This is a genomic window from Devriesea agamarum (assembly GCF_900070355.1).
GTDB classification, from domain to species: domain Bacteria; phylum Actinomycetota; class Actinomycetes; order Actinomycetales; family Dermabacteraceae; genus Devriesea; species Devriesea agamarum.
Window position 1 is genome coordinate 2,879,561 of the sequence record NZ_LN849456.1, and the last position, 18,654, is coordinate 2,898,214.

The following is an 18,654-nucleotide window of genomic DNA, read 5'->3' on the forward strand; positions in this document are numbered from 1 at the left end:
ATATTGGTAGGGATATGGTGTGGTGCGGGCGGTGCAACAGCCCAAGACAACAGGTGATACGGCCACGGTAAGGGGGCGCAAGTGGGGACTGAGGACGTGGGCGCTATCCTCCACGTCGACATGGACTCCTTTTTCGCTTCGGTCGAAATTCGCGACGATCCCGCGTTGAGGGGGCGGCCGGTCGTCGTCGGAGGTGTTGGGCCGAGAGCGGTGGTGGCGGCGGCGAGTTATCCCGCTCGTCGCTATGGGGTGCGTTCCGCAATGCCGATGGGGAAAGCTAGGCGGCTTTGCCCGGACTTAGTGATCGTTCCCCCTCGGATCGCCCACTACCGGGAAGTGTCGCGCGAGGTCATGGCAATCCTGCACGGTATCAGTGCCCAGGTGCAGCAGATAAGCATTGACGAAGCATTCCTCGACGTCTCCGGGGCAATCCGCCATTTCGGGGCCCCGCCGGACATCGCGACCTTGATCCGCACACGGATTCGTACGGAACTGGGGCTGCCGTGCAGCGTCGGAGTGGCCGCATCCAAATCAGTGGCCAAAATTGCCTCCGCACGTGCAAAACCAGATGGGATGCTGGTCGTGCCCACGGCACACACCCCTGGTTTCCTCGCGCCTCTCCCGGTCGAGGCCTTATCAGGGATCGGCTCGGTCGCCGCAGCCAAACTGCATAACCTCGGGGTGCGGACAGTCGGGGATCTTCGTGCAGTCCCCCAAGGAACAATGCAGCGAGTTTTCGGAGCGCACGCCGCATATATTTCTCGCGTCGCTCAAGGGCAGGACGATACCCCGGTCACTGCGGAACGGGTCGAAAAAAGCGTGGGCACCGAACATACCTACGACACGGACCTCACTGACCCCGTAGTCATCCGCCGGGAACTCACGCGGATGGCGGACGACGTCGCGTCCTCATTGCGCCGGCACCGGCAGTGCGCCCGGACTGTGAGCATTAAGGTCCGGTTCGGTGACGGGCACACCGTGACCCGGTCGTCGACTCTTCCGGAGTGGACCACCAGCGGTGAACGAGTGCGGCAAGCTGCGACCTCGCTATGGGACCGATTGGGGGCAGACGGGTACCGGGTTCGGCTACTTGGCGTGCGCACAGAACACCTGCGCACAACCGAGGGGTTGTCCCTGCAGGAGGAGCTTGGAACGCGCCCGGGATGGTCAGATCTTGAGTCCGCGATGGATCGAGCTCGTAACAAATATGGTTCGGCAGTGCTATCGCGAGGGTCCACCATGGCCCCACCTCAACCGGTGAAAACGCATGACGATGCGCATGACGAGCAGGTTAACCGCTAGCTAGCGACCGCTGACCTGACGGCATTGGGCGGTACGTGACCAAGGTGTCATCCCTGTGAATGACATCCCCTGTTTTGGGTTCTATGCTGGAGGAACACTAACGTGGTCGACAAGTAGGCGGGCGAGAAACCGAGGAGGTCGAGATGCCACTGTCCGAATATGAGCAGCGGATGCTCGCCGAAATGGAACGTCAGCTGTTGGCCGAAGATCCAGATCTTGCCCGCTCGCTGGGTGAAGGTCCTCGAATGCGACGAGGTCGCGGACGGATGGGACTTGGGGTCCTGTTAATTCTCGCCGGGCTCGCACTTTTAATCCTGGCGGTATCTATCCCCATGGTGTGGCTCGGCGTAGGCGGGTTCTTAGTGATGCTCGCCGGAGCAATCCTCATGATCACCCCGGGCAAACAGAAATCGAAGCTCGTGACCATCGACGAAGAAGGTCTGCGGGCGCGGGCAGCGCACCCGGCAAAAGGTCGCAACGGGTTCATGCGGAAATTCGAGGAACGCTGGGACCAGCGCGGCGACGATCGCCGCCGCTGATTTCAATCGGTTACACCTTTCGCGCCTTAGTGGCGTCAACATCTCGCGCTCTCGGCGCACAGATCAGATGCAGCAGCGTTCCAGATAACTTCTGAGCTCACCAGAGATGCCATCGACTCGGCTTTAGCCAGCCCCTGCGCCTGGTGCTACCTAGCCGATATCAAAATGGCGCCTTGGAAGGGCGATCAATGTGGTCGCAACACACCACGAGTACCACGAGTCATGCCATGGATCGGACTTAGCGCTATCTTCCACAGCCCTCCACCTCCTCGTGCCCATCCCCTCCACCTCCACACACCTATTCCCCTCCACTTTCCTCCACCCCTTTGAGCAGTCCACTCGAAGCCGACTGGACTGTCGAAAGCAGTGTGAGCGTTCGCACTGAGTTGCTTGTGCCATCAATAATGGCAGCCGCTTCCCGCCGCCACCACCAATAATCGACTGTGACCTGCTGTTATGGCGTCCGGGGTGAATAGGTTAGACGTGGCTGCTGGCGTGTTCTGATCTTCTGTAGGTCTGCTCCGTGCCCCCAGAAAGTGCGTTGATGCCCGGCTCAATCTGGGACCTCAGCTGTTCCTCCGCTCGCTTGTCGCGGCCAGGTTGAGCTTGCGCGGCAGGAATCACTCCACTTTTGCTCCACCTCACTCCACGCGTATGACCTGGCTTTTTCGTCAGTCGCCATGAAATTACATGGCAATAGCAGTGGTCTGGTGGGGGAGAGTGGGGTAAAGTGGAGCGCACGGGAAGAGAAGTGGTTCAGTCGGCAACCGCGGGAGGTGAGGACGCATGTTCCTCGGAACCTTCACACCGCGCCTGGACGACAAAGGCCGTCTGATCTTTCCGGCCAAGTTCCGCGACCAACTGGCAGCGGGCCTGGTGATGACCCGAGGGCAAGAGCACTGCATCTCCGTGTACCCGATGCGCGAGTTCGAACAAGTGCATGAAGAACTTCGCAAGGCACCGGTGACCAGTCGCGACGCTAGGGACTACCTTCGCGTGCTGCTATCTGGCGCCGAAGATGTAGTGCCCGATAAACAGGGACGCATCACCATCCCCGCGCACTTGCGCTCGTGGGCCGGACTAGACCGGGAGACCACGGTCATTGGGGCGGGCAACCGCCTCGAGATCTGGTCGACCCCCGCCTGGGAGACCTACTTGGCAGCGAAGGAAGAAAGTTTTGCGGAGACGGCTACCGAAGTCGTTCCCGGTTTGTTCTAAACAGCACCAAGGGATGGTTATCCCCGCACAGCGAGGACTCATCCCGGCAATACGGCGCACCGCGAGATCTCTCGCCGCTTTGGCCCCGACGCATCTTCCCCGGTGGCGGGACTAAAGCGGGAGGGGATCTGGCGGGGCGTCGCCTCGCAAGAGGGCGGGCCCCTGCCCGTCTCGCACACGATGGGCGTATGCCCGTGACCGGCACGAGGGAGGGGCCATGGATACACCGGAAGCCATTGCCTCCCGTCACATCCCTGTTCTTCGGGATCGCTGCGTCCAACTGCTGGGCCCCGCTCTCGAACGCGAGGGTGCGGTGTACATCGACGCAACACTCGGCATGGGGGGACACGCCCACGCGGTGCTTACAGCATTCCCGACCGTGCGGCTGATCGGGATCGACCGAGATACACGCGCCCTAGACCTAGCGAAGCAAAGGCTGGGCGCGGCGGGTTGCGACGGCAGGTTCGACCTCGTCCACGCAACCTACGACCAGATCCCTGAAGCCCTCGCGCGGCACGGACTGAGCTCGGCTGACGGCATCCTGATGGACCTCGGCGTATCCAGCCTGCAAATTGACGACGCGGAGCGCGGTTTCGCATACCGCTTCGATGCGCCGCTGGACATGCGCATGGACCAGAGTTCGGATGCTCCCACCGCGGCAGATCTGCTGCGTGACCTCGACGAACAGAAACTCTCCCGCATTCTGTACGAGTACGGCGAGGAACGTTACGCGCGCAAAATCGCTCGAACCATCGTGGCGCGCAGAACCACCCAGCCGGTGCTTACCAGCACCGATCTGGTTGAGGTGGTTGAACGAGCAGTTCCGGCCGCATCGAAACGAACCGGTGGGCATCCCGCGAAGCGAACGTTCCAGGGGCTGCGCATTGCCGTGAACGGGGAGCTGGACATCCTCCGGGTTGCCTTGCGCCGGGCACTCGACTCCTTAAGCGTTCACGGTCGGCTGGCGGTTGAGTCCTACCACTCGCTCGAAGACCGGATTGTGAAAACAGAATTTGTGGCGCGGACAAGTTCCTCAGCGCCACCCGGGCTTCCGATTGAACTCGACGAACACCGCCCAGACTTCCGCTTGATCACCCGGGGTGCGGAAAAAGCATCCGACCAGGAACAAGCCATTAACCCGCGATCCGCATCGGTGCGCCTGCGGGCAATTGAACGAACGCGTGAAAAGACCTCGACCAGCTCACAACCCAGCAAGCACAGGAGGAGGGAGAACTGAGGATGGCACAGCCCGCCCGACAGTACGCCCCCGGTATGCGCTCCGCATCCACCCAACGCGGACCTGCTGCCACGTCCGCGAGTGCTCCGCGACTGACGGTCGTTGCGCGCCCGCGTCCTTCCCGCAGCAATGTTCCCTTTGTTCTGCTGTGCACCGCAATTCTGCTGGCTACGCTGGGAGCAGTGTTAGCCCTCAATATCTCCATGGGGCAGGGGTCGTATGAGCTGAGTTCACTTCAGCGCACCTCACAAAAACTGGTCCACGAGAAGCAGACCCTCGCCGAACGTAACCAAATGCTAGGCGCTCCGCAGGAACTTGAACGTCGGGCGCGAGCCATTGGGATGGTTCCCGCGGGAACATCAGCGTACGTTGACCTCGCAACCGGCAAGATTATCGGCGATCCGCACCCGGCAGCGGCCGACGAAGCGCCCAAGCCCGGTGTGCCGGTCCCGGATCTGTCCACCCACGGGCATAAGCCGTACCACGGGATGGGTAACGAGGGGGATTAGGTAGATGCGCAGTATTCCCCCGTCGCGGGTGGGTAACCCCACCACCAGACATCGCGCCATCCTTGCGGTGGTGCTTGTCGCTATTTTGGTGCTCGCGGGTCGCTTGGTGTGGGTGCAAGGGCTTAACGGGCAGGCCCTTGCCGCCCAAGCGCGCGAAGAGCGCACCGTCACCACAGACATTCCCGCTGTTCGCGGTGAGATTATGGACCGCAACGGGACGGTCCTCGCGGCCTCCATCGAAAGGTATGACATCTGGGTTAACCAGCTGCAAGTGGTGGACTACGGAAAAAACAATAAAAAAGTCGACGTGAAGGGCGTGAAAGGTGCGGCGATGAAGCTCGCGCCGGTGCTCGGTATGTCGGTGGACGAGTTAGAGCAAAAACTCACCGGTAAGCGCGGTTTCCTCTATCTCGCCAAAGGCGTGACGCCGCAGGTTCGCGATGCGGTCATCAAGCTGAAGATTGATGGGATCGGGTCCTATCGAGTGGGTGCTCGCGCCTACCCGGCTGGACAGGTCGGAGCGAACATCGTCGGGTTTATGAAAGCCGATGGAACTCCCGCGGCGGGTGCGGAACTCTCACTGGAAAAAGAGTTGCAGGGCACCAATGGCAAAGTCACGTATGAGCGAGGCGGTGGCGGCCAAACGATTCCCACCGGGGACAACACCACGATTCCGGCCGTGGATGGCAAAGATATCGTGTTGACAACTGACCGCGATCTGCAGTGGAAAGCGCAGGATGTGCTCGCCCAGACCGTGCAGAAATGGGGTGGCACCGGGGGTAGCGCGGTGGTGATCAACCCGCGCACCGGGGAAGTGCTCGCATTGGCGGATTACCCGACCTATGATCCGAACGCGCCGTCGAAGGGTAAAGATACCTATTGGGGAAATCGCTCAATATCGAATGTATTTGAACCAGGGTCGACTGGGAAACTATTCACTATGGCGGCCCTTATCGACCAGGGTAAGGTCACTCCTGAAACACAGTTCACCGTTCCTTACGAAAAATACTTCGAGGGTGAACGAATTAAGGATTCCCATGAGCATTCGGTGCAAAAACTGACGCTCGCTGGGGTGCTGAAAAACAGTTCCAATGTTGGCACTGTGATGGCCTCACTGAAGGTTGAACCGTCGGTGCGCTATGACTATCTGAAAAAGTTCGGATTCGGTTCACCCACGGGTATTGATCTCCCCGGGGAGTCCGGCGGAATCTTGCATCCGGCCAACGAATGGCACGGTCGCACCAAGTTCACGACTGCGTTTGGTCAGGGGTATGCGGTGACCGCGCTCCAGGTCACCTCCGCGGTCGGAACATTTGCCAACGGTGGAGTGCATGTCTCGCCAACCATTGTGCGCGGCGAGCAACAGCAAAACGGCACGATTAAACCGCTGCACGAGAAAAAGCAGACCCAGGTGGTATCGCCGCAGACCGCATCGACCATTTTGCAGATGATGTCGACCAATGTTCCGGATAATCCAAAGGAAACCGCGTATGTACCGGGGTACGCGGTGGGTGGTAAAACTGGAACAGCTCAAGAACCCGGGGGAACGTACACCGCGTCGTTTATTGGAACAGCCCCGGTGGATTCGCCTCAACTAGTGGTCGGGGTCTTTGTTTACGGTTTGAAGACCTTTATTTCGGGCAGTCAAGCTGCGGCGCCAGCATTTTCAGAGATCATGCAGTACGCACTGCAAAATCAGCAGATCGCCCCGACGGGTAGGCCCAGCCCGCAGCTGGCGACGGAATGGTGAGAGCGCATGGCGGATCTGACATCTCAGCACCTCGATGATTCATCGTATGCTCAGGCCGATTGCTTCAAGCCTCAGCCCGAGACTCAGGACCTCACGGCGAAAACCCAACACGTCATGACAGACCTTCCACGACCAATAACCCCGAGGTACATTCCACTCACCCGGATCGCTGACTACCTTGCGCAGCTGTGCCAGCTTCACACGGGACCCGTGAAAGACGGGACCCAGACCGTGGATACCAACCTCGTAGCCGAAGAGATGGTCGATGCTCCGCCCGACGTATGCGGCGTCAGCCTCGACTCGCGCCGGATCATGCCTGGTGATCTCTACGCAGCCTTACCCGGTGCAGTGACCCACGGGGCTCGATTCGCGTCCCAGGCACACAGCGCCGGAGCGGTTGCCGCCCTCACCGACCCGTCAGGTGCCGCGGACTGCCGAGAAGCTGGACTGGCAACCTTGGTGGTGCCAGATCCTCGCGCTGTTCTCGGCGAGGTATCCGCGCTGATTTACGGCACGAAAGCTGCCGCTGACACCCCAACCGGTGCGCCCGCCATTGATATGCCGAGGTTGATCGCCGTGACCGGGACCAACGGGAAAACCTCGGTAACTACTATGCTCACCGACGCGGTGCGTGTCCTCGGTGAACGGGTCGCCGTGATCGGCACAAACGGTACTCGCTATGACGGCGTCGACGGGGAGCACCGGATCGCTACCGTGCGCACCACGCCGGAAGCCCCGGAAGTCCACGGGATTCTAGCGCGTTGCGGGCAAAGCGGCGTGCGCACCGTCGCGATGGAAATCTCATCCCACGCTCTTGTTCTCCACCGGGTCGACGCGCTGGTGGCAGATATTGCCTGTTTTACGAATCTGAGTCAGGACCATCTGGATTTCCATCACTCGATGGACGAATACTTCCAGGCCAAAGCCATGTTGTTTACTCCCGAGCGCTGCCGGGAGGCGGTGATCTGCCTCGATGATGAGTGGGGACAGCAGCTCGCAGCGCTCAGCCAGGCGCGTGGCCTTCGCGTGACAACCTATTCGGTGAGCGCTCACACCCAGGCCGATGATGCGCATCCGGCTTCAGCCCACGCCTCATCCCCTGTTGGCGCCCCCGGGCCGATTGCGGACTACGTAGCGACCGATCTTCGTGCCGACGGCTACGGCGTGCGGTTCACCATGCTGCATACGTCCTCCGGTCAACGCCGTGAGGTGCACAGTCCCTTACCCGGGCGTCACTATGTGGCCAACACGATGGCTGTGCTACTGATCCTGGACCGTCTCGGCTACCAGGCTGAGGCGGCGGCCGCCGCGATCTCTACCGGGCATGGAGTGCCGGGGCGAATGGAACTCGTTCATCGCGAACAGATTCTCGGGGTGGTCGATTACGCCCACACCCATGACGCCTTGGACAAAGCGCTCACGGCCTTGCGCCCGGCCCTGACATCGGGTGGTCGGCTGCTGGTCGTCATGGGGGCCGGAGGTGATCGCGACCGAGATAAACGGCCCCGCATGGGGCAGGTGGCTGCTGAGGGAGCCGATGTTGTGATCGTGACCGATGACAACCCACGCAGCGAAAACCCAGCGGATATCCGCGCAGCGATCCGGGCTGGTATCCCGCAGGACACCGCGGCCGAGGTGATTGAGATTCCCGGCCGGGCCGAGGCCATCCGCCATGCTGTCACCCTGGCTCGACCCGGCGATATCGTGCTTGTGGCCGGCAAGGGAGCGGAAACAGGTCAAGACATCGCCGGGGTGATCCATCCCTTTGACGATCGGGCCTGTTTGCGGGAGGCTTTCGGCCAGGCGAGAACACCAAACTCACCGCCGCACCCATCACCGTTACATTCGCATCACACCGCTACTGGAGGACCTCAGTGCTGAAGATCAGCGTCCGCGAGATTGCCGACATCGTCGGAGGGCGGATCGTCGGAGATATGGACGCGACGGCACTGATCGATGGCGACGTCACCATTGATTCGCGTGCGGTGCGTCCCGGTGATGTGTTCGCAGCTTATGTCGGCGAACGCGTTGACGGGCACAACTATGCCGCGGCCGCGGTGGATAGCGGAGCTGCACTGTGTCTGCTTACCCGGGATGTAGGGGTGCCTGGGATCGTTATCGAGGACATGACGCACGCGCTGTCCGCACTCGCGCGGGCCACCCTCGACCGGGCGCGCCAGGTAAACCCGCGTCTGAAAGTTGCCGCAGTCACCGGCTCCGCAGGTAAAACCGGTGTCAAAGACCTACTCGGCCAGATCCTCAGCAGTCAGGGTCCGACCATAGCCCCGCCAGGCAGTTTGAATAATGAAATCGGCCTGCCACTGACGGTGCTGAAACTCCGCGAAAACACCGCATACCTGGTCCTCGAAATGGGGGCCCGGGGCATCGGCCACATCGCCCACCTCACCAGCATTGCCCGACCCGACGTCGCCGTGGTGTTGAACGTGGGGACGGCACATCTTGGGGAATTCGGTAGCGCGGACGGCACCGCGCAGGCCAAAGGTGAACTGGTGGAAGCACTCGCCGAGTCAGGCCGTGCCGTGCTGAACGCTGACGACCCGCGCGTTGCAGGCATGGCTACCCGCGCGCAGGCCCCCGTGACCACCTGGGGGCTCGGTCCCGCGAATATTAGGGCAGAGGATGTACGGCTGAGCCGGGATGCGTGTCCATGTTTCCGGCTGGTTATTGAGCCCGGTCTGCGCGCACTTGGCGGCGAGCCGATTGCGGCGGCTGAGTATCGGGTATCGCTTCAGCTGGTCGGGGAACACCAGGTGTATACCGCGCTCGCCGCGATGACGACCGCACTTGTTCTCGGGGTGGATGCCGACGCGGTGTGCACCGCAGTGGAGCAGGCGCGCGCCGTCTCGCCCCACCGAATGGCGGTTCACCACGGCGCAGACGGTGTCACGATCATTGACGATGCCTATAACGCCAACCCGGATTCCATGCGGTCGGCGCTCAGAACACTTGCCCATCTCGGACGCGGGCAGACCAATGGTTCCTCGGCAGGGACCCCTCGGACCATCGCGGTGCTGGGTGAAATGCGGGAACTTGGCCCAGACAGTGTCAGACTCCACGATGAGATTGGGCGCCTCGCCGTACGGTATGACATAAATCTGCTGCTTACCATCGGCGATGGCACCCGTCCTATGCACCAGGGAGCTCTCCTCGAAGGTAGCTTCGGAGGTGAAGCACAGCACGTCGATACCATCGCTGAGGCTGAGGCTGTGTTACAAACATCAGTGGTCCCGGGCGATATCGTTCTCGTGAAATCGTCACTCTCCGCAGGACTGTGTCATCTTGCTGATCGATTGGTCGCGATCCATGAGCCAGCAGCGGGTGGGGATGGCACCACAACGCGAACGAGCAGATTAAACGTCGGAAAGGCACAGGCATGATCCCCATCATTGTGGCCGGAGGCATCGGCTTCGTGCTGTCCTTTATCGGGACTCCGATGTTTATCCGTCTGCTCGAGAAAAAGGGATACGGCCAGTTCATCCGGGACGACGGCCCCACATCCCACCACACCAAGCGCGGCACGCCCACCATGGGCGGGACCATCATTATTTTGGCGTCGATCATCGGCTTTTTCGGTGCGCACGCTTTGATCTGGCAAGCCCCAACCGTCTCAGGCATGCTGGTGCTGTTTTTGATGGCGGGCCTTGGCATTGTGGGATTTGCCGACGACTACATCAAGATCAGCCGTCACCGCAGTCTCGGCCTGCGACCCCGCTCGAAACTCGCCGGTCAATTCCTGGTGGCGACTGTATTCGCGGTGCTTGCCCTGAGCTTCCCCAATGCTGACGGGCTGACCCCGGCATCGAGCCGCATATCGTTCGTGCGTGATATTCCCTGGCTTGACCTCGCGGTGGGCGGAACAGTTGTGGGGATCATTCTGTTTGCTATCTGGTCGAACTTCCTGGTGGCGGCTTGGTCCAACGGTGTAAATCTCACCGATGGGCTCGATGGTCTTGCCACCGGCGCCACCATCTTGTTCACCGGCGCGTATGTGTTGATCGCGTTTTGGCAGTGGCGCCAATCCTGTGACGATCTGATAGCTGGTGCCTGCTATTCGGTGCGTGACCCCCAAGACATTGCCGTGGTGGCCTCTGCTATCGCCGGGGCGTGCGTGGGCTTTTTATGGTGGAACACCTCGCCCGCCAAAATCTTCATGGGCGACACTGGTGCGTTGGCGCTCGGTGGGGCGCTGGCCGGGCTCACGATGGTCTCGCGTACGGAGCTGCTCGGAGCCATTATCGGTGGTCTGTTCGTGGTGATTTCACTGTCGGTCATCATCCAGGTGGGATCCTTCAAAATGACGGGCAAGCGAGTGTTCCGAATGGCGCCGCTGCAACATCACTTCGAGCTCAAAGGCTGGGGTGAAGTCACCATTGTGGTGAGATTCTGGATCATCGCAGTGATTTGTGCGGCAGCTGGCCTCGGTATCTTCTATCTTGACGCCATTCCGAGGCTGCGATGACGACGTCGCCGCAACCGGACGCGAAGCAGCCGAGCCCACAGCAACTGAACCCACAACAATCTGACCCGCAGCGGGTGGCCATACAGCTAACGGAATTGGAACAGGCAGGCCCGGCACAGTCGGATAGCGCGTCGGTACGCTCAGTCCCGGTCGCTGATCGGCCTTGGCCCGGCTTAGACGTCACCGGGTTATCGATACTGGTCTGCGGTTTCGGAGTCTCCGGATATGCCGTCGCCGACCAAACCATGCAACGCGGAGCCCACGTGCTGGTGGTAGACGCCCAAGAGTCTGATACCAAGCGCGAACAGGCACAGATACTGGGTAATCTCGGGGTCGAGGTGCGCTTTGGCGATGATCACGTGCGCGTTCTTCCCGACGACCGGCACATCGACTTAGTGGTGACCTCACCGGGTTGGCGTCCAGACCACCAGCTACTCACCGCAGCCCGAGACAAAGGAATCCCGGTCTGGTCCGAGATTGAACTCGCCCGCCGCATGCAATCTGCCGACGGTCCGGTCTGGTTGGGGGTGACCGGCACCAACGGTAAAACCACGGTGGTCACCATGCTCGAGAGCATGTTGCGCGCGGCGGGGATCCGGGCGGTTGCCGCCGGTAACGTCGGGCTACCGGTCATTGAAGCGGCCCTGTCACCGGAACCGTTCGAGGTACTTGCCGTCGAACTCTCGTCGTTCCAATTGCATTGGACCGATCATGTTCGGTGCGAGAGCGCAGCTGTGCTCAATATTGCCGACGATCACCTCGACTGGCACGGCGACCTGGACGCCTACGGCGCAGCCAAAGGGAAGATCTATGACGGGGTTCAGATCGCGTGCGTGTACAACACCGCAGATCACAAGACCCGCCACCTGGTCGAGAACGCGGACGTCGTGGAGGGGGCACGGGCCATCGGAGTGCGGCTTTCCACCCCCGATATATCTGAGCTCGGCCTGGTCGAAGATATTCTGTGTGACCGCGCCTTCATCCCCACCCGCCAGCACCAGGCCGCTGAACTCGCCACCCTGGCCGACCTTGCACATCTGGCCCCCGCCCCAGAGCCAGATTCCGACGATGGTACGCCGAACATACCCCCACACCTCGTGTTTAACGCCTTGGCGGCCGCCGCGCTTGCACGCGCACACGGGGTCAGTCCGCAGGCGGTTCGCGACGGGCTACGGGCATACCGCATGGGCGGGCACCGCAGTGCGGTGGTCGCATCGGACAATGGTGTGACCTGGATTGACGACTCCAAAGCCACAAACCCGCATGCTGCCTTGGCGGCGTTCGGCAGCCACTCGAGCGCGGTGTGGATCGCCGGTGGTCTTGCAAAGGGCGCGCACTTTGACGATCTCGTTCAGGCAATCGGCCCTAAGCTGCGGGCAGTCGTGCTGATCGGAACCGATCCGGAACCGCTCATCGATGCGTTGGGCCGACACGCCAGCGGCGTCCCGGTGATCCGGATTGATCCGGGAGAGACTGGAAGTGACCGGCATGCAGATGGCGGACGCGCGGTGATGGCGGCAGCAGTTCGAGCGGCGCACGGGGTGGCTGAGTCCGGCGATGCCGTGGTGCTCGCACCGGCCTGCGCCTCGATGGACCAGTTCACCGACTACGCCGCCCGGGGTGACATCTTCGCCGCTGAGGTCGGTGCACTGATGACGAAGGGATGACTATGGCGGTGTTGAACCCCCGTCGGCGCGCAGCTGCTCGCCAGAAACGGGCAGTTGCCGCTTCCCGCGCATCAGGTTCACCTCGTGAATTGAAACCCGTCGCCGACCCGCCGACACCCCAGCATCGATCACCTGTGACGGCGTGGCTGTCCTCGCCCGCTCTTGACTTCTACGCCTTGATCGTGCTGGGCATTTTGCTGGTGGGTTTCGGTTTGATGATGGTGCTGTCCAGCACAGCGATCAGCAACATCGCGGTGGATCGCTCCGGGTATGCGGGCCTGCTTCAGCAGGGACGATTCGCGATCCTCGGCATCGTGGCAGCGGTGGTCGCAGCACTGGTTCCGATCCGGGTGTTCAAACGCTATGCCTGGCCCTTTATGGTGTTCGCGATTTTGTTCCAGCTGCTCGTGTTTGTGCCCGGGCTGGGATGGGCGGTGGGGGGTAACCGCAACTGGATCAGGATCGCTGGTTTTACCGCGCAACCCTCGGAGCTGCTGAAGCTTGCGCTCGCGTTATGGATGGGCGCGGTGCTGGCCATTAAACGACCGTTGCTGCGCGAATTTAGACACTTACTGATCCCCGCGGTGCCTATGTTCGGTCTGGTGCTGCTGCTCGTCGCGCTCGGCCATGACCTAGGAACCACGCTGGTTCTGGCGTGTTTAGTCGCGGGGTCGCTGTGGGTGGCCGGGGTACCGCGCAGAGTGTTCGCGGCATTCGGTGCGGTTGGCCTCATCGGGGTGATTGGTTTGACGGTCACCAGCAAAAACCGGATGGGGCGCATCCTTGCCTGGCTCACCGGGGACTGCCCGGACGATCTATGTATGCAGCCGGTGCACGGTCTCCAAGCCCTGGCCGAAGGTGGCTGGTGGGGAGTCGGGCTGGGGGCGTCGCGACAAAAATGGGGGCGGCTACCCGCTGCCGCCAACGACTACATTTTCGCCATTATCGGCGAAGAACTCGGTTTATTTGGCACGCTCACGGTGATTTTGCTGTTCGTAGCGCTGGCATTGGTGCTGGCCCGCATGGTGGTGCGCCATCACGGTAACCCGTTCGTCCAGATCACCATTGCGGGTGTGTCAGCTTGGCTATTTGGGCAGGCACTGATGAACATGTGCGTGGTGGTGGGGCTACTGCCGGTGATCGGTGTTCCCCTGCCCTTTATCTCCGCGGGTGGATCGGCACTGGTGGTGTCATTGATGGCTCTCGGTGTCATGATTTCGTTTGCCCGACATGAGCCCGGGGCACAGGAAGCAATTTCTGCTAGCTTTGGCCGGGTTCGCCGGTCGGTCGCTGTGCTGCCGGTTCGTCGCCGGGGTGCTTCGCGTCCCTCCCGTTCAGCTCGAAAGTCATCCCGAAAGGCAGGTTCATGACCTCAAAGTCCGCTCCTGTGCGTATTTTGCTAGCTGGAGGGGGCACCAGCGGTCACGTCTCCCCGCTGCTGGCCACCGCCGATGCGCTTCGTCGACGCGCGTCCGAACCCGAGCTGGTGGTGCTTGGCACCGCGGTTGGTCTCGAAGCGGATCTGGTTCCCGCCGCGGGCTTAGAACTGGTCACCGTGCCGAAGGTTCCGTTTCCGAGGCGGCCCAATACTGCGGCCTTAAAGTTTCCAGGACGGCTCGTGGGGACGGTGAAAACCGTGCGCCGTCTGCTGACCGACCGCCGAATCGATGCGGTGGTGGGTTTTGGCGGCTACGTGTGCCCACCGGCCTACATCGCTGCCCGGATCTGTGGCATCCCGGTGGTGCTGCACGAATCCAATGTCAGGCCGGGTTTGGCGAATCGGCTCGGCGCCAAGTCGGCCCGGCACGTGACAGTTGCATTCGACGGCACCCCGTTACCGGACGCCGTCACCATCGGGATGCCGATGCGTCGCGAGATCACGCAGTTAGGCGCCGGTGACACGGGCGAAGATCAAAGCACACGAGTGGCATTGCGCGCCCAGGCTTGCGCAGAGTTTGGCCTGGATCCGCAGCGGCCGGTGTTGCTGGTGACCGGCGGGTCGCTAGGTGCAAAAAGATTGAACGATGCGGTGGCTGAATCAGCTCGAAGGATCATCGATTCCGGCGTACAGATTCTCCATATCACCGGTCGGGGAAAGCTCGGTGCTACTGAGCGTCCCGGCTACCGTGCGGTGGAGTTCATCTCGCAGATGGAACGTGCCTATGCGGTCGCGGATCTTGCAATCACTAGGTCTGGCGCCGGCACTGTGAGCGAACTCGCAGCGGTTGGCCTGCCTGCGATTTTGGTCCCGTTGCCGATTGGTAACGGCGAGCAGGCGCTGAACGGTCGGCATCTGGTCGAGGCGGGAGGGGCACTGATGGTTCCCGATGCTGAGCTCACCGCGCAATGGCTGCTTGACCATGCGCTGGTGATCCTTCACGATCCCGCGCGACTTGAGACCATGAAGTCGGCCGTGGCGAAGGCATGTCCTCGGGATGCGGCGGAACGCCTTGCGGATCTTGTTCTTGAGGCTGCCCATAGCCACGCTGTGAGCGCGGGAGGAAAGTGATGAGTGAGTCTCGCCAGGGGATCGCCTCGACCGACGATACGTCGATTAACCTGCCATCCGATGTGCCCACTGTGCTGCGGCCAGGGCCCGTGATCACCCGCAGCACCTGGCCCGCCTTAGAGCTGGGTGGGGGACCGCAGTCGGTGCATATTGTGTGCATCGGTGGCGCGGGGATGTCGGCCATTGCCCGGCTCGCCGTGCAGGCGGGCCTGAAGGTTAGTGGATCGGATCCACTCGAGGGGCGCTTTATCGGCCTGCTGCGGGAGGCCGGGGCCGATATCGCGATCGGCTTTCACACCGACAATGTTCCCGATGACGTCGATATTTTGGCGGTTTCCTCCGCGGTGCGACCCGATAATCCCGAGGTCAAACGGGCTCATGACCTGGGTATTCCTGTTGTTCACCGGGCGGCGGCGCTGGCGGGTCTGCTTGCGGGACGCCGCACCTTGATCGTGGCGGGGACCCACGGGAAGACCACCACCACGGCGATGTCGGTGATGGCTCTGCGCGGGGGGATGACGGGGCAGCACCAGCCTGATTCCGACTTGTCGGGATCGCCGCATGATCCGGCGTTCGCTGTGGGGGCGGCGGTGCCAGACCTCGGACACAATGCGTACCTGGGGACAGGGCAGTTCGCGGTAATTGAAGCCGATGAATCCGATGCCTCGTTTATTGCCTACGCGCCGCAGGTGATCGTCGTCACCAACGTTGAAGCTGATCACCTGGACCATTACGGCGACGAGCACACCATGCTGCGCGCTTACGATGCGCTCGTGGCCCGGCTGCCGGAAAGCGGCCACCTGGTGGTGTGCATCGATGATCCCGGAGCGGCAGCGCTCGGACAGCGGGCGCAAAGCCTTGGCTGTCAGGTGGTGTCCTACGGCACCTCAGCGCAAGCTCAGTGGCGCATTCATGACATTTATGAGACGCCCCAGGGCGTATGCGCCACGGTGCAGGCCCCCGGCACCCAATCGCCGTTTACGCTCCGCTTGGCGGTTCACGGGCGCCACAATGCTCTGAATGCTGTGGGTGCGTTGGCGGGTACGGCTTTGCTCCAGCCCGAGCGTGACCTCAATGATCTTGCGGCTGGTCTTGCCCGTTTCCATGGGGCGGCACGGCGTTTTGAAGCCAAGGGGGAGAGCGGCGGGGTACGGGTGTATGACGACTATGCCCATCATCCGCGGGAGGTCGCCGCAACGATCGTGGCGGCCCGTGGGATCGTGGCCCAGCCAGATGGTCAGCCAGTGCAAGCCGGCTTGGGTTCGGCTGCGGCGAATGCGGATGTAGCGAATGCGGCTGCGGCGAATGTGGACACTGAGCGTCAGCGCGACAGCTCGGCCGGCAATTCGGCCCACGGTCGGGTGCTGGCTGTATTCCAGCCGCACTTGTTTTCTCGGACCCGCGCCTTTGCCGCGGAATTCGCGCAGGCACTCGCGCTCGCCGACAAGGCCTGGGTGCTGCCGGTGTATGCCGCACGCGAAGACATCGACGACACCGTGGATGCGAGCACGATTACCCAAGCGCTGCCGGGTGCAGTGGAGGGCTTGGTGGCGCTGACACGCCGTGAGGACCTTCCCGCGCTGGTCGCTGAGGTGGCGAGGCCCGGAGATGTGCTGTTGATGATGGGTGCCGGCGATATTACTGATGACACCGAACCTGTTCTTGCGGCACTGGGGCGCGCAGCTGCGCAGCGTGCTCCCGAGGGCGGAGGGTCGCGGCGGTGACACCGCGCAGGCCTCCTGCCCCTCGGGTCCCGCGGGCGAGCAGCGGACAGCCACCGAGCGGTGGAAAACCATCGAGCAGTGGAAACTCTTCGAGCGGTGGAAATTCGCCGGGCAGTCGAAATCTCAGGGCCAACGGCAAGCCCATCGCGGCGGGTAGTTCTCGCGGGCGAGGGAAGCCCCCGGCTCAGATGGATCCGGCCACCGGGAAACCCTCTTCGAGCAGGAGCACGTCACAGCCTCCAGCGGCCCCGACGGTGCCACCGCGGCGAATTATGGCACAGGGGCGCGACGCGTCTGCTCTGGGGACGAGGCAACCCGGATCGGTCAGACCGTCTCGTTGGCCGAAGCGTGCGGCGAACGCGGCGGGAGGTGCGCGCGGTTCCGGCGGGGATGGGGTGCACAATCCCGACCCGGGCAAAGAACTTAACCCCAGCCCGGGTAGTGCTCGTAAACCCGGCGCAGGTGCCGGTGCGAGCGGTGCCCGCGTGGTACAGGCTGGTGACCGTTTTGGTGCCCGAACCCCGGCGCGCAGGGGTGGCGCGGCGAAAAAAGCGGTACGAAAGACAGATGCGCGTGCGGTGACCTTGGCCGCAGGAGGTCGGCGAAAAGCTCGCAGCGCCGATCCTGGGGGCACCGAACAGGGGCTGTTCCGCCGGATCCTTTGGGGGAAAAAATCCTGGCGGCGTGGCCGACGGATTGCGACGCTCAGCGCGATCGGTGTTCTGATCGTGGTGGGGATTTTGTTTGCCCTCGCACTGTTTTTGCCAGCGCTGTCGGTGCAGACCATTGAGGTCAAAGGGCGCACGTATGTGAGTTCCGGCAGCGTCGAGAAGGCATTGTCTGGGACGAAAGGAAGTCCGCTTCTGTTCGTCAATACCGGCGCTTTGGATAAAAGTCTGGATGCCGTGCCCGGTATTCAGTCGGCGACGGTGGTGCGCAAGTGGCCTTCCACGCTGGTGGTGACGGTGAAGGAAAGGACACCTCTGGCGATCATTAGCGAGCCCGGCGGAGCCACCAAGGTTGTAGATGCTGAAGGGGTGACCTTGCCGGTTGATCCCGGTTCACAAGAAGGACTAGTTCCCCTGACCGTGGGGCAGGGTTCCCAGGATCCCAATGCCGCAGTGGAGACGATGCTGAGCACTTTGGCGTCGATGCCCCAGGACTTGCGGGGGCGGATCTCTGATATTGCCGCGACCTCACGCGATGATGTGTCTTTTACGATTCGTGCCAATGAGAACGAAACTAAGCGCGTGATCTGGGGAAATGCGAGTGATGGGCCGTTGAAGTCGCGGGTGCTCACGGTTTTGCTCGGGCAACCGGGCGGAACTATTGATGTCTCCTCGCCGACCGCCCCGGTGACGCATCCGTAGCCGTGGTTCGCCGCTGGCGAGGGACACGATGTGACTTTGATTGGAAGGTGGCGCTCTCTTCGCGACGGCTGTGGCGTCCTATCCCGCGCTTGGCCGGCGCAAAGTTGCTCCGTACCGGGCCTAATGCAGCTAGCCGCTGAACCGTGATGGCCTGTACCGATCTCGTCTAGAAACCCCGGAGGGATCTCCCTTGCCCGAGACGTTTTGGTGGTGGACCCTGGAATCGTGGCAGCTCAGGAGGCGCGGACGAGCCCTGGACAGCCTGACTGTTCGTAATGCTCTGCCTCGTCCCGGTTCGTATTTCGATTTGGCACTGTATGTACGTCTTCGTCGCAGAACGCCTTCCCTA

At 62.0% G+C, this 18,654-nt stretch carries 14 protein-coding genes; all 14 read left to right on the forward strand.

Annotated features, from left to right (window positions below; all coding sequences use genetic code 11):
• Positions 1-96 precede the first annotated feature (96 nt).
• The 14 genes from dinB (at position 97) to BN1724_RS12155 (ending at position 18,305) form a co-directional block, all read left to right on the forward strand.
• Positions 97-1,302, forward strand: coding sequence for a DNA polymerase IV (dinB, locus tag BN1724_RS12090; RefSeq protein WP_269447061.1), 1,206 nt, complete (start codon positions 97-99; stop codon positions 1,300-1,302).
• 143 nt (positions 1,303-1,445) lie between these two features.
• Positions 1,446-1,841 carry a DUF3040 domain-containing protein gene (locus BN1724_RS12095; protein ID WP_058235566.1) on the forward strand — a complete coding sequence of 132 codons (396 nt, stop codon included), beginning with the start codon at positions 1,446-1,448 and terminating at the stop codon, positions 1,839-1,841.
• Between the two features lie 786 nt (positions 1,842-2,627).
• Positions 2,628-3,059 carry a division/cell wall cluster transcriptional repressor MraZ gene (gene mraZ / locus BN1724_RS12100; RefSeq protein WP_058235567.1) on the forward strand — a complete coding sequence of 144 codons (432 nt, stop codon included), beginning with the start codon at positions 2,628-2,630 and terminating at the stop codon, positions 3,057-3,059.
• A 217-nt stretch (positions 3,060-3,276) separates the two neighbouring features.
• Positions 3,277-4,296, forward strand: a complete 1,020-nt coding sequence (rsmH, locus tag BN1724_RS12105; protein WP_058235568.1) for a 16S rRNA (cytosine(1402)-N(4))-methyltransferase RsmH — start codon at positions 3,277-3,279, stop codon at positions 4,294-4,296.
• A gap of 2 nt (positions 4,297-4,298) precedes the next feature.
• Entirely contained in the window at positions 4,299-4,805 is a 507-nt protein-coding gene (locus BN1724_RS12110; protein ID WP_058235569.1) for a hypothetical protein, read from the forward strand.
• 4 nt (positions 4,806-4,809) lie between these two features.
• The gene (locus BN1724_RS12115) at positions 4,810-6,555 is read left to right on the forward strand and encodes a peptidoglycan D,D-transpeptidase FtsI family protein (protein ID WP_084253041.1); all 1,746 of its coding nucleotides are present in this window, start codon (positions 4,810-4,812) and stop codon (positions 6,553-6,555) included.
• A 6-nt stretch (positions 6,556-6,561) separates the two neighbouring features.
• Positions 6,562-8,436 carry a UDP-N-acetylmuramoyl-L-alanyl-D-glutamate--2,6-diaminopimelate ligase gene (locus tag BN1724_RS12120; protein WP_058235570.1) on the forward strand — a complete coding sequence of 625 codons (1,875 nt, stop codon included), beginning with the start codon at positions 6,562-6,564 and terminating at the stop codon, positions 8,434-8,436.
• Positions 8,430-9,953 (forward strand): UDP-N-acetylmuramoyl-tripeptide--D-alanyl-D-alanine ligase, encoded by a 1,524-nt coding sequence (locus BN1724_RS12125; protein ID WP_058235571.1) that lies wholly within the window; start codon positions 8,430-8,432, stop codon positions 9,951-9,953. Before BN1724_RS12120 ends, BN1724_RS12125 begins: the two co-directional genes overlap by 7 nt.
• Positions 9,950-11,035 carry a phospho-N-acetylmuramoyl-pentapeptide-transferase gene (gene mraY / locus BN1724_RS12130; RefSeq protein WP_058235572.1) on the forward strand — a complete coding sequence of 362 codons (1,086 nt, stop codon included), beginning with the start codon at positions 9,950-9,952 and terminating at the stop codon, positions 11,033-11,035. Before BN1724_RS12125 ends, mraY begins: the two co-directional genes overlap by 4 nt.
• Entirely contained in the window at positions 11,032-12,702 is a 1,671-nt protein-coding gene (gene murD, locus BN1724_RS12135) for a UDP-N-acetylmuramoyl-L-alanine--D-glutamate ligase (protein ID WP_084253042.1), read from the forward strand. Before mraY ends, murD begins: the two co-directional genes overlap by 4 nt.
• A 2-nt stretch (positions 12,703-12,704) precedes the next feature.
• Positions 12,705-14,072, forward strand: a complete 1,368-nt coding sequence (locus tag BN1724_RS12140) for a peptidoglycan glycosyltransferase FtsW (protein WP_157085892.1) — start codon at positions 12,705-12,707, stop codon at positions 14,070-14,072.
• Positions 14,069-15,211, forward strand: a complete 1,143-nt coding sequence (murG, locus tag BN1724_RS12145; protein WP_058235573.1) for an undecaprenyldiphospho-muramoylpentapeptide beta-N-acetylglucosaminyltransferase — start codon at positions 14,069-14,071, stop codon at positions 15,209-15,211. Before BN1724_RS12140 ends, murG begins: the two co-directional genes overlap by 4 nt.
• Positions 15,211-16,935: a UDP-N-acetylmuramate--L-alanine ligase gene (locus tag BN1724_RS12150; RefSeq protein WP_084253044.1), complete on the forward strand. Its 1,725-nt coding sequence runs from the start codon at positions 15,211-15,213 to the stop codon at positions 16,933-16,935. The genes murG and BN1724_RS12150 overlap by 1 nt, the downstream gene beginning before the upstream one ends.
• Positions 16,936-17,207: 272 nt before the next feature.
• Complete coding sequence (locus BN1724_RS12155) at positions 17,208-18,305, forward strand: cell division protein FtsQ/DivIB (protein ID WP_172797132.1); 1,098 nt, start codon at positions 17,208-17,210, stop codon at positions 18,303-18,305.
• Positions 18,306-18,654: the final 349 nt, after the last annotated feature.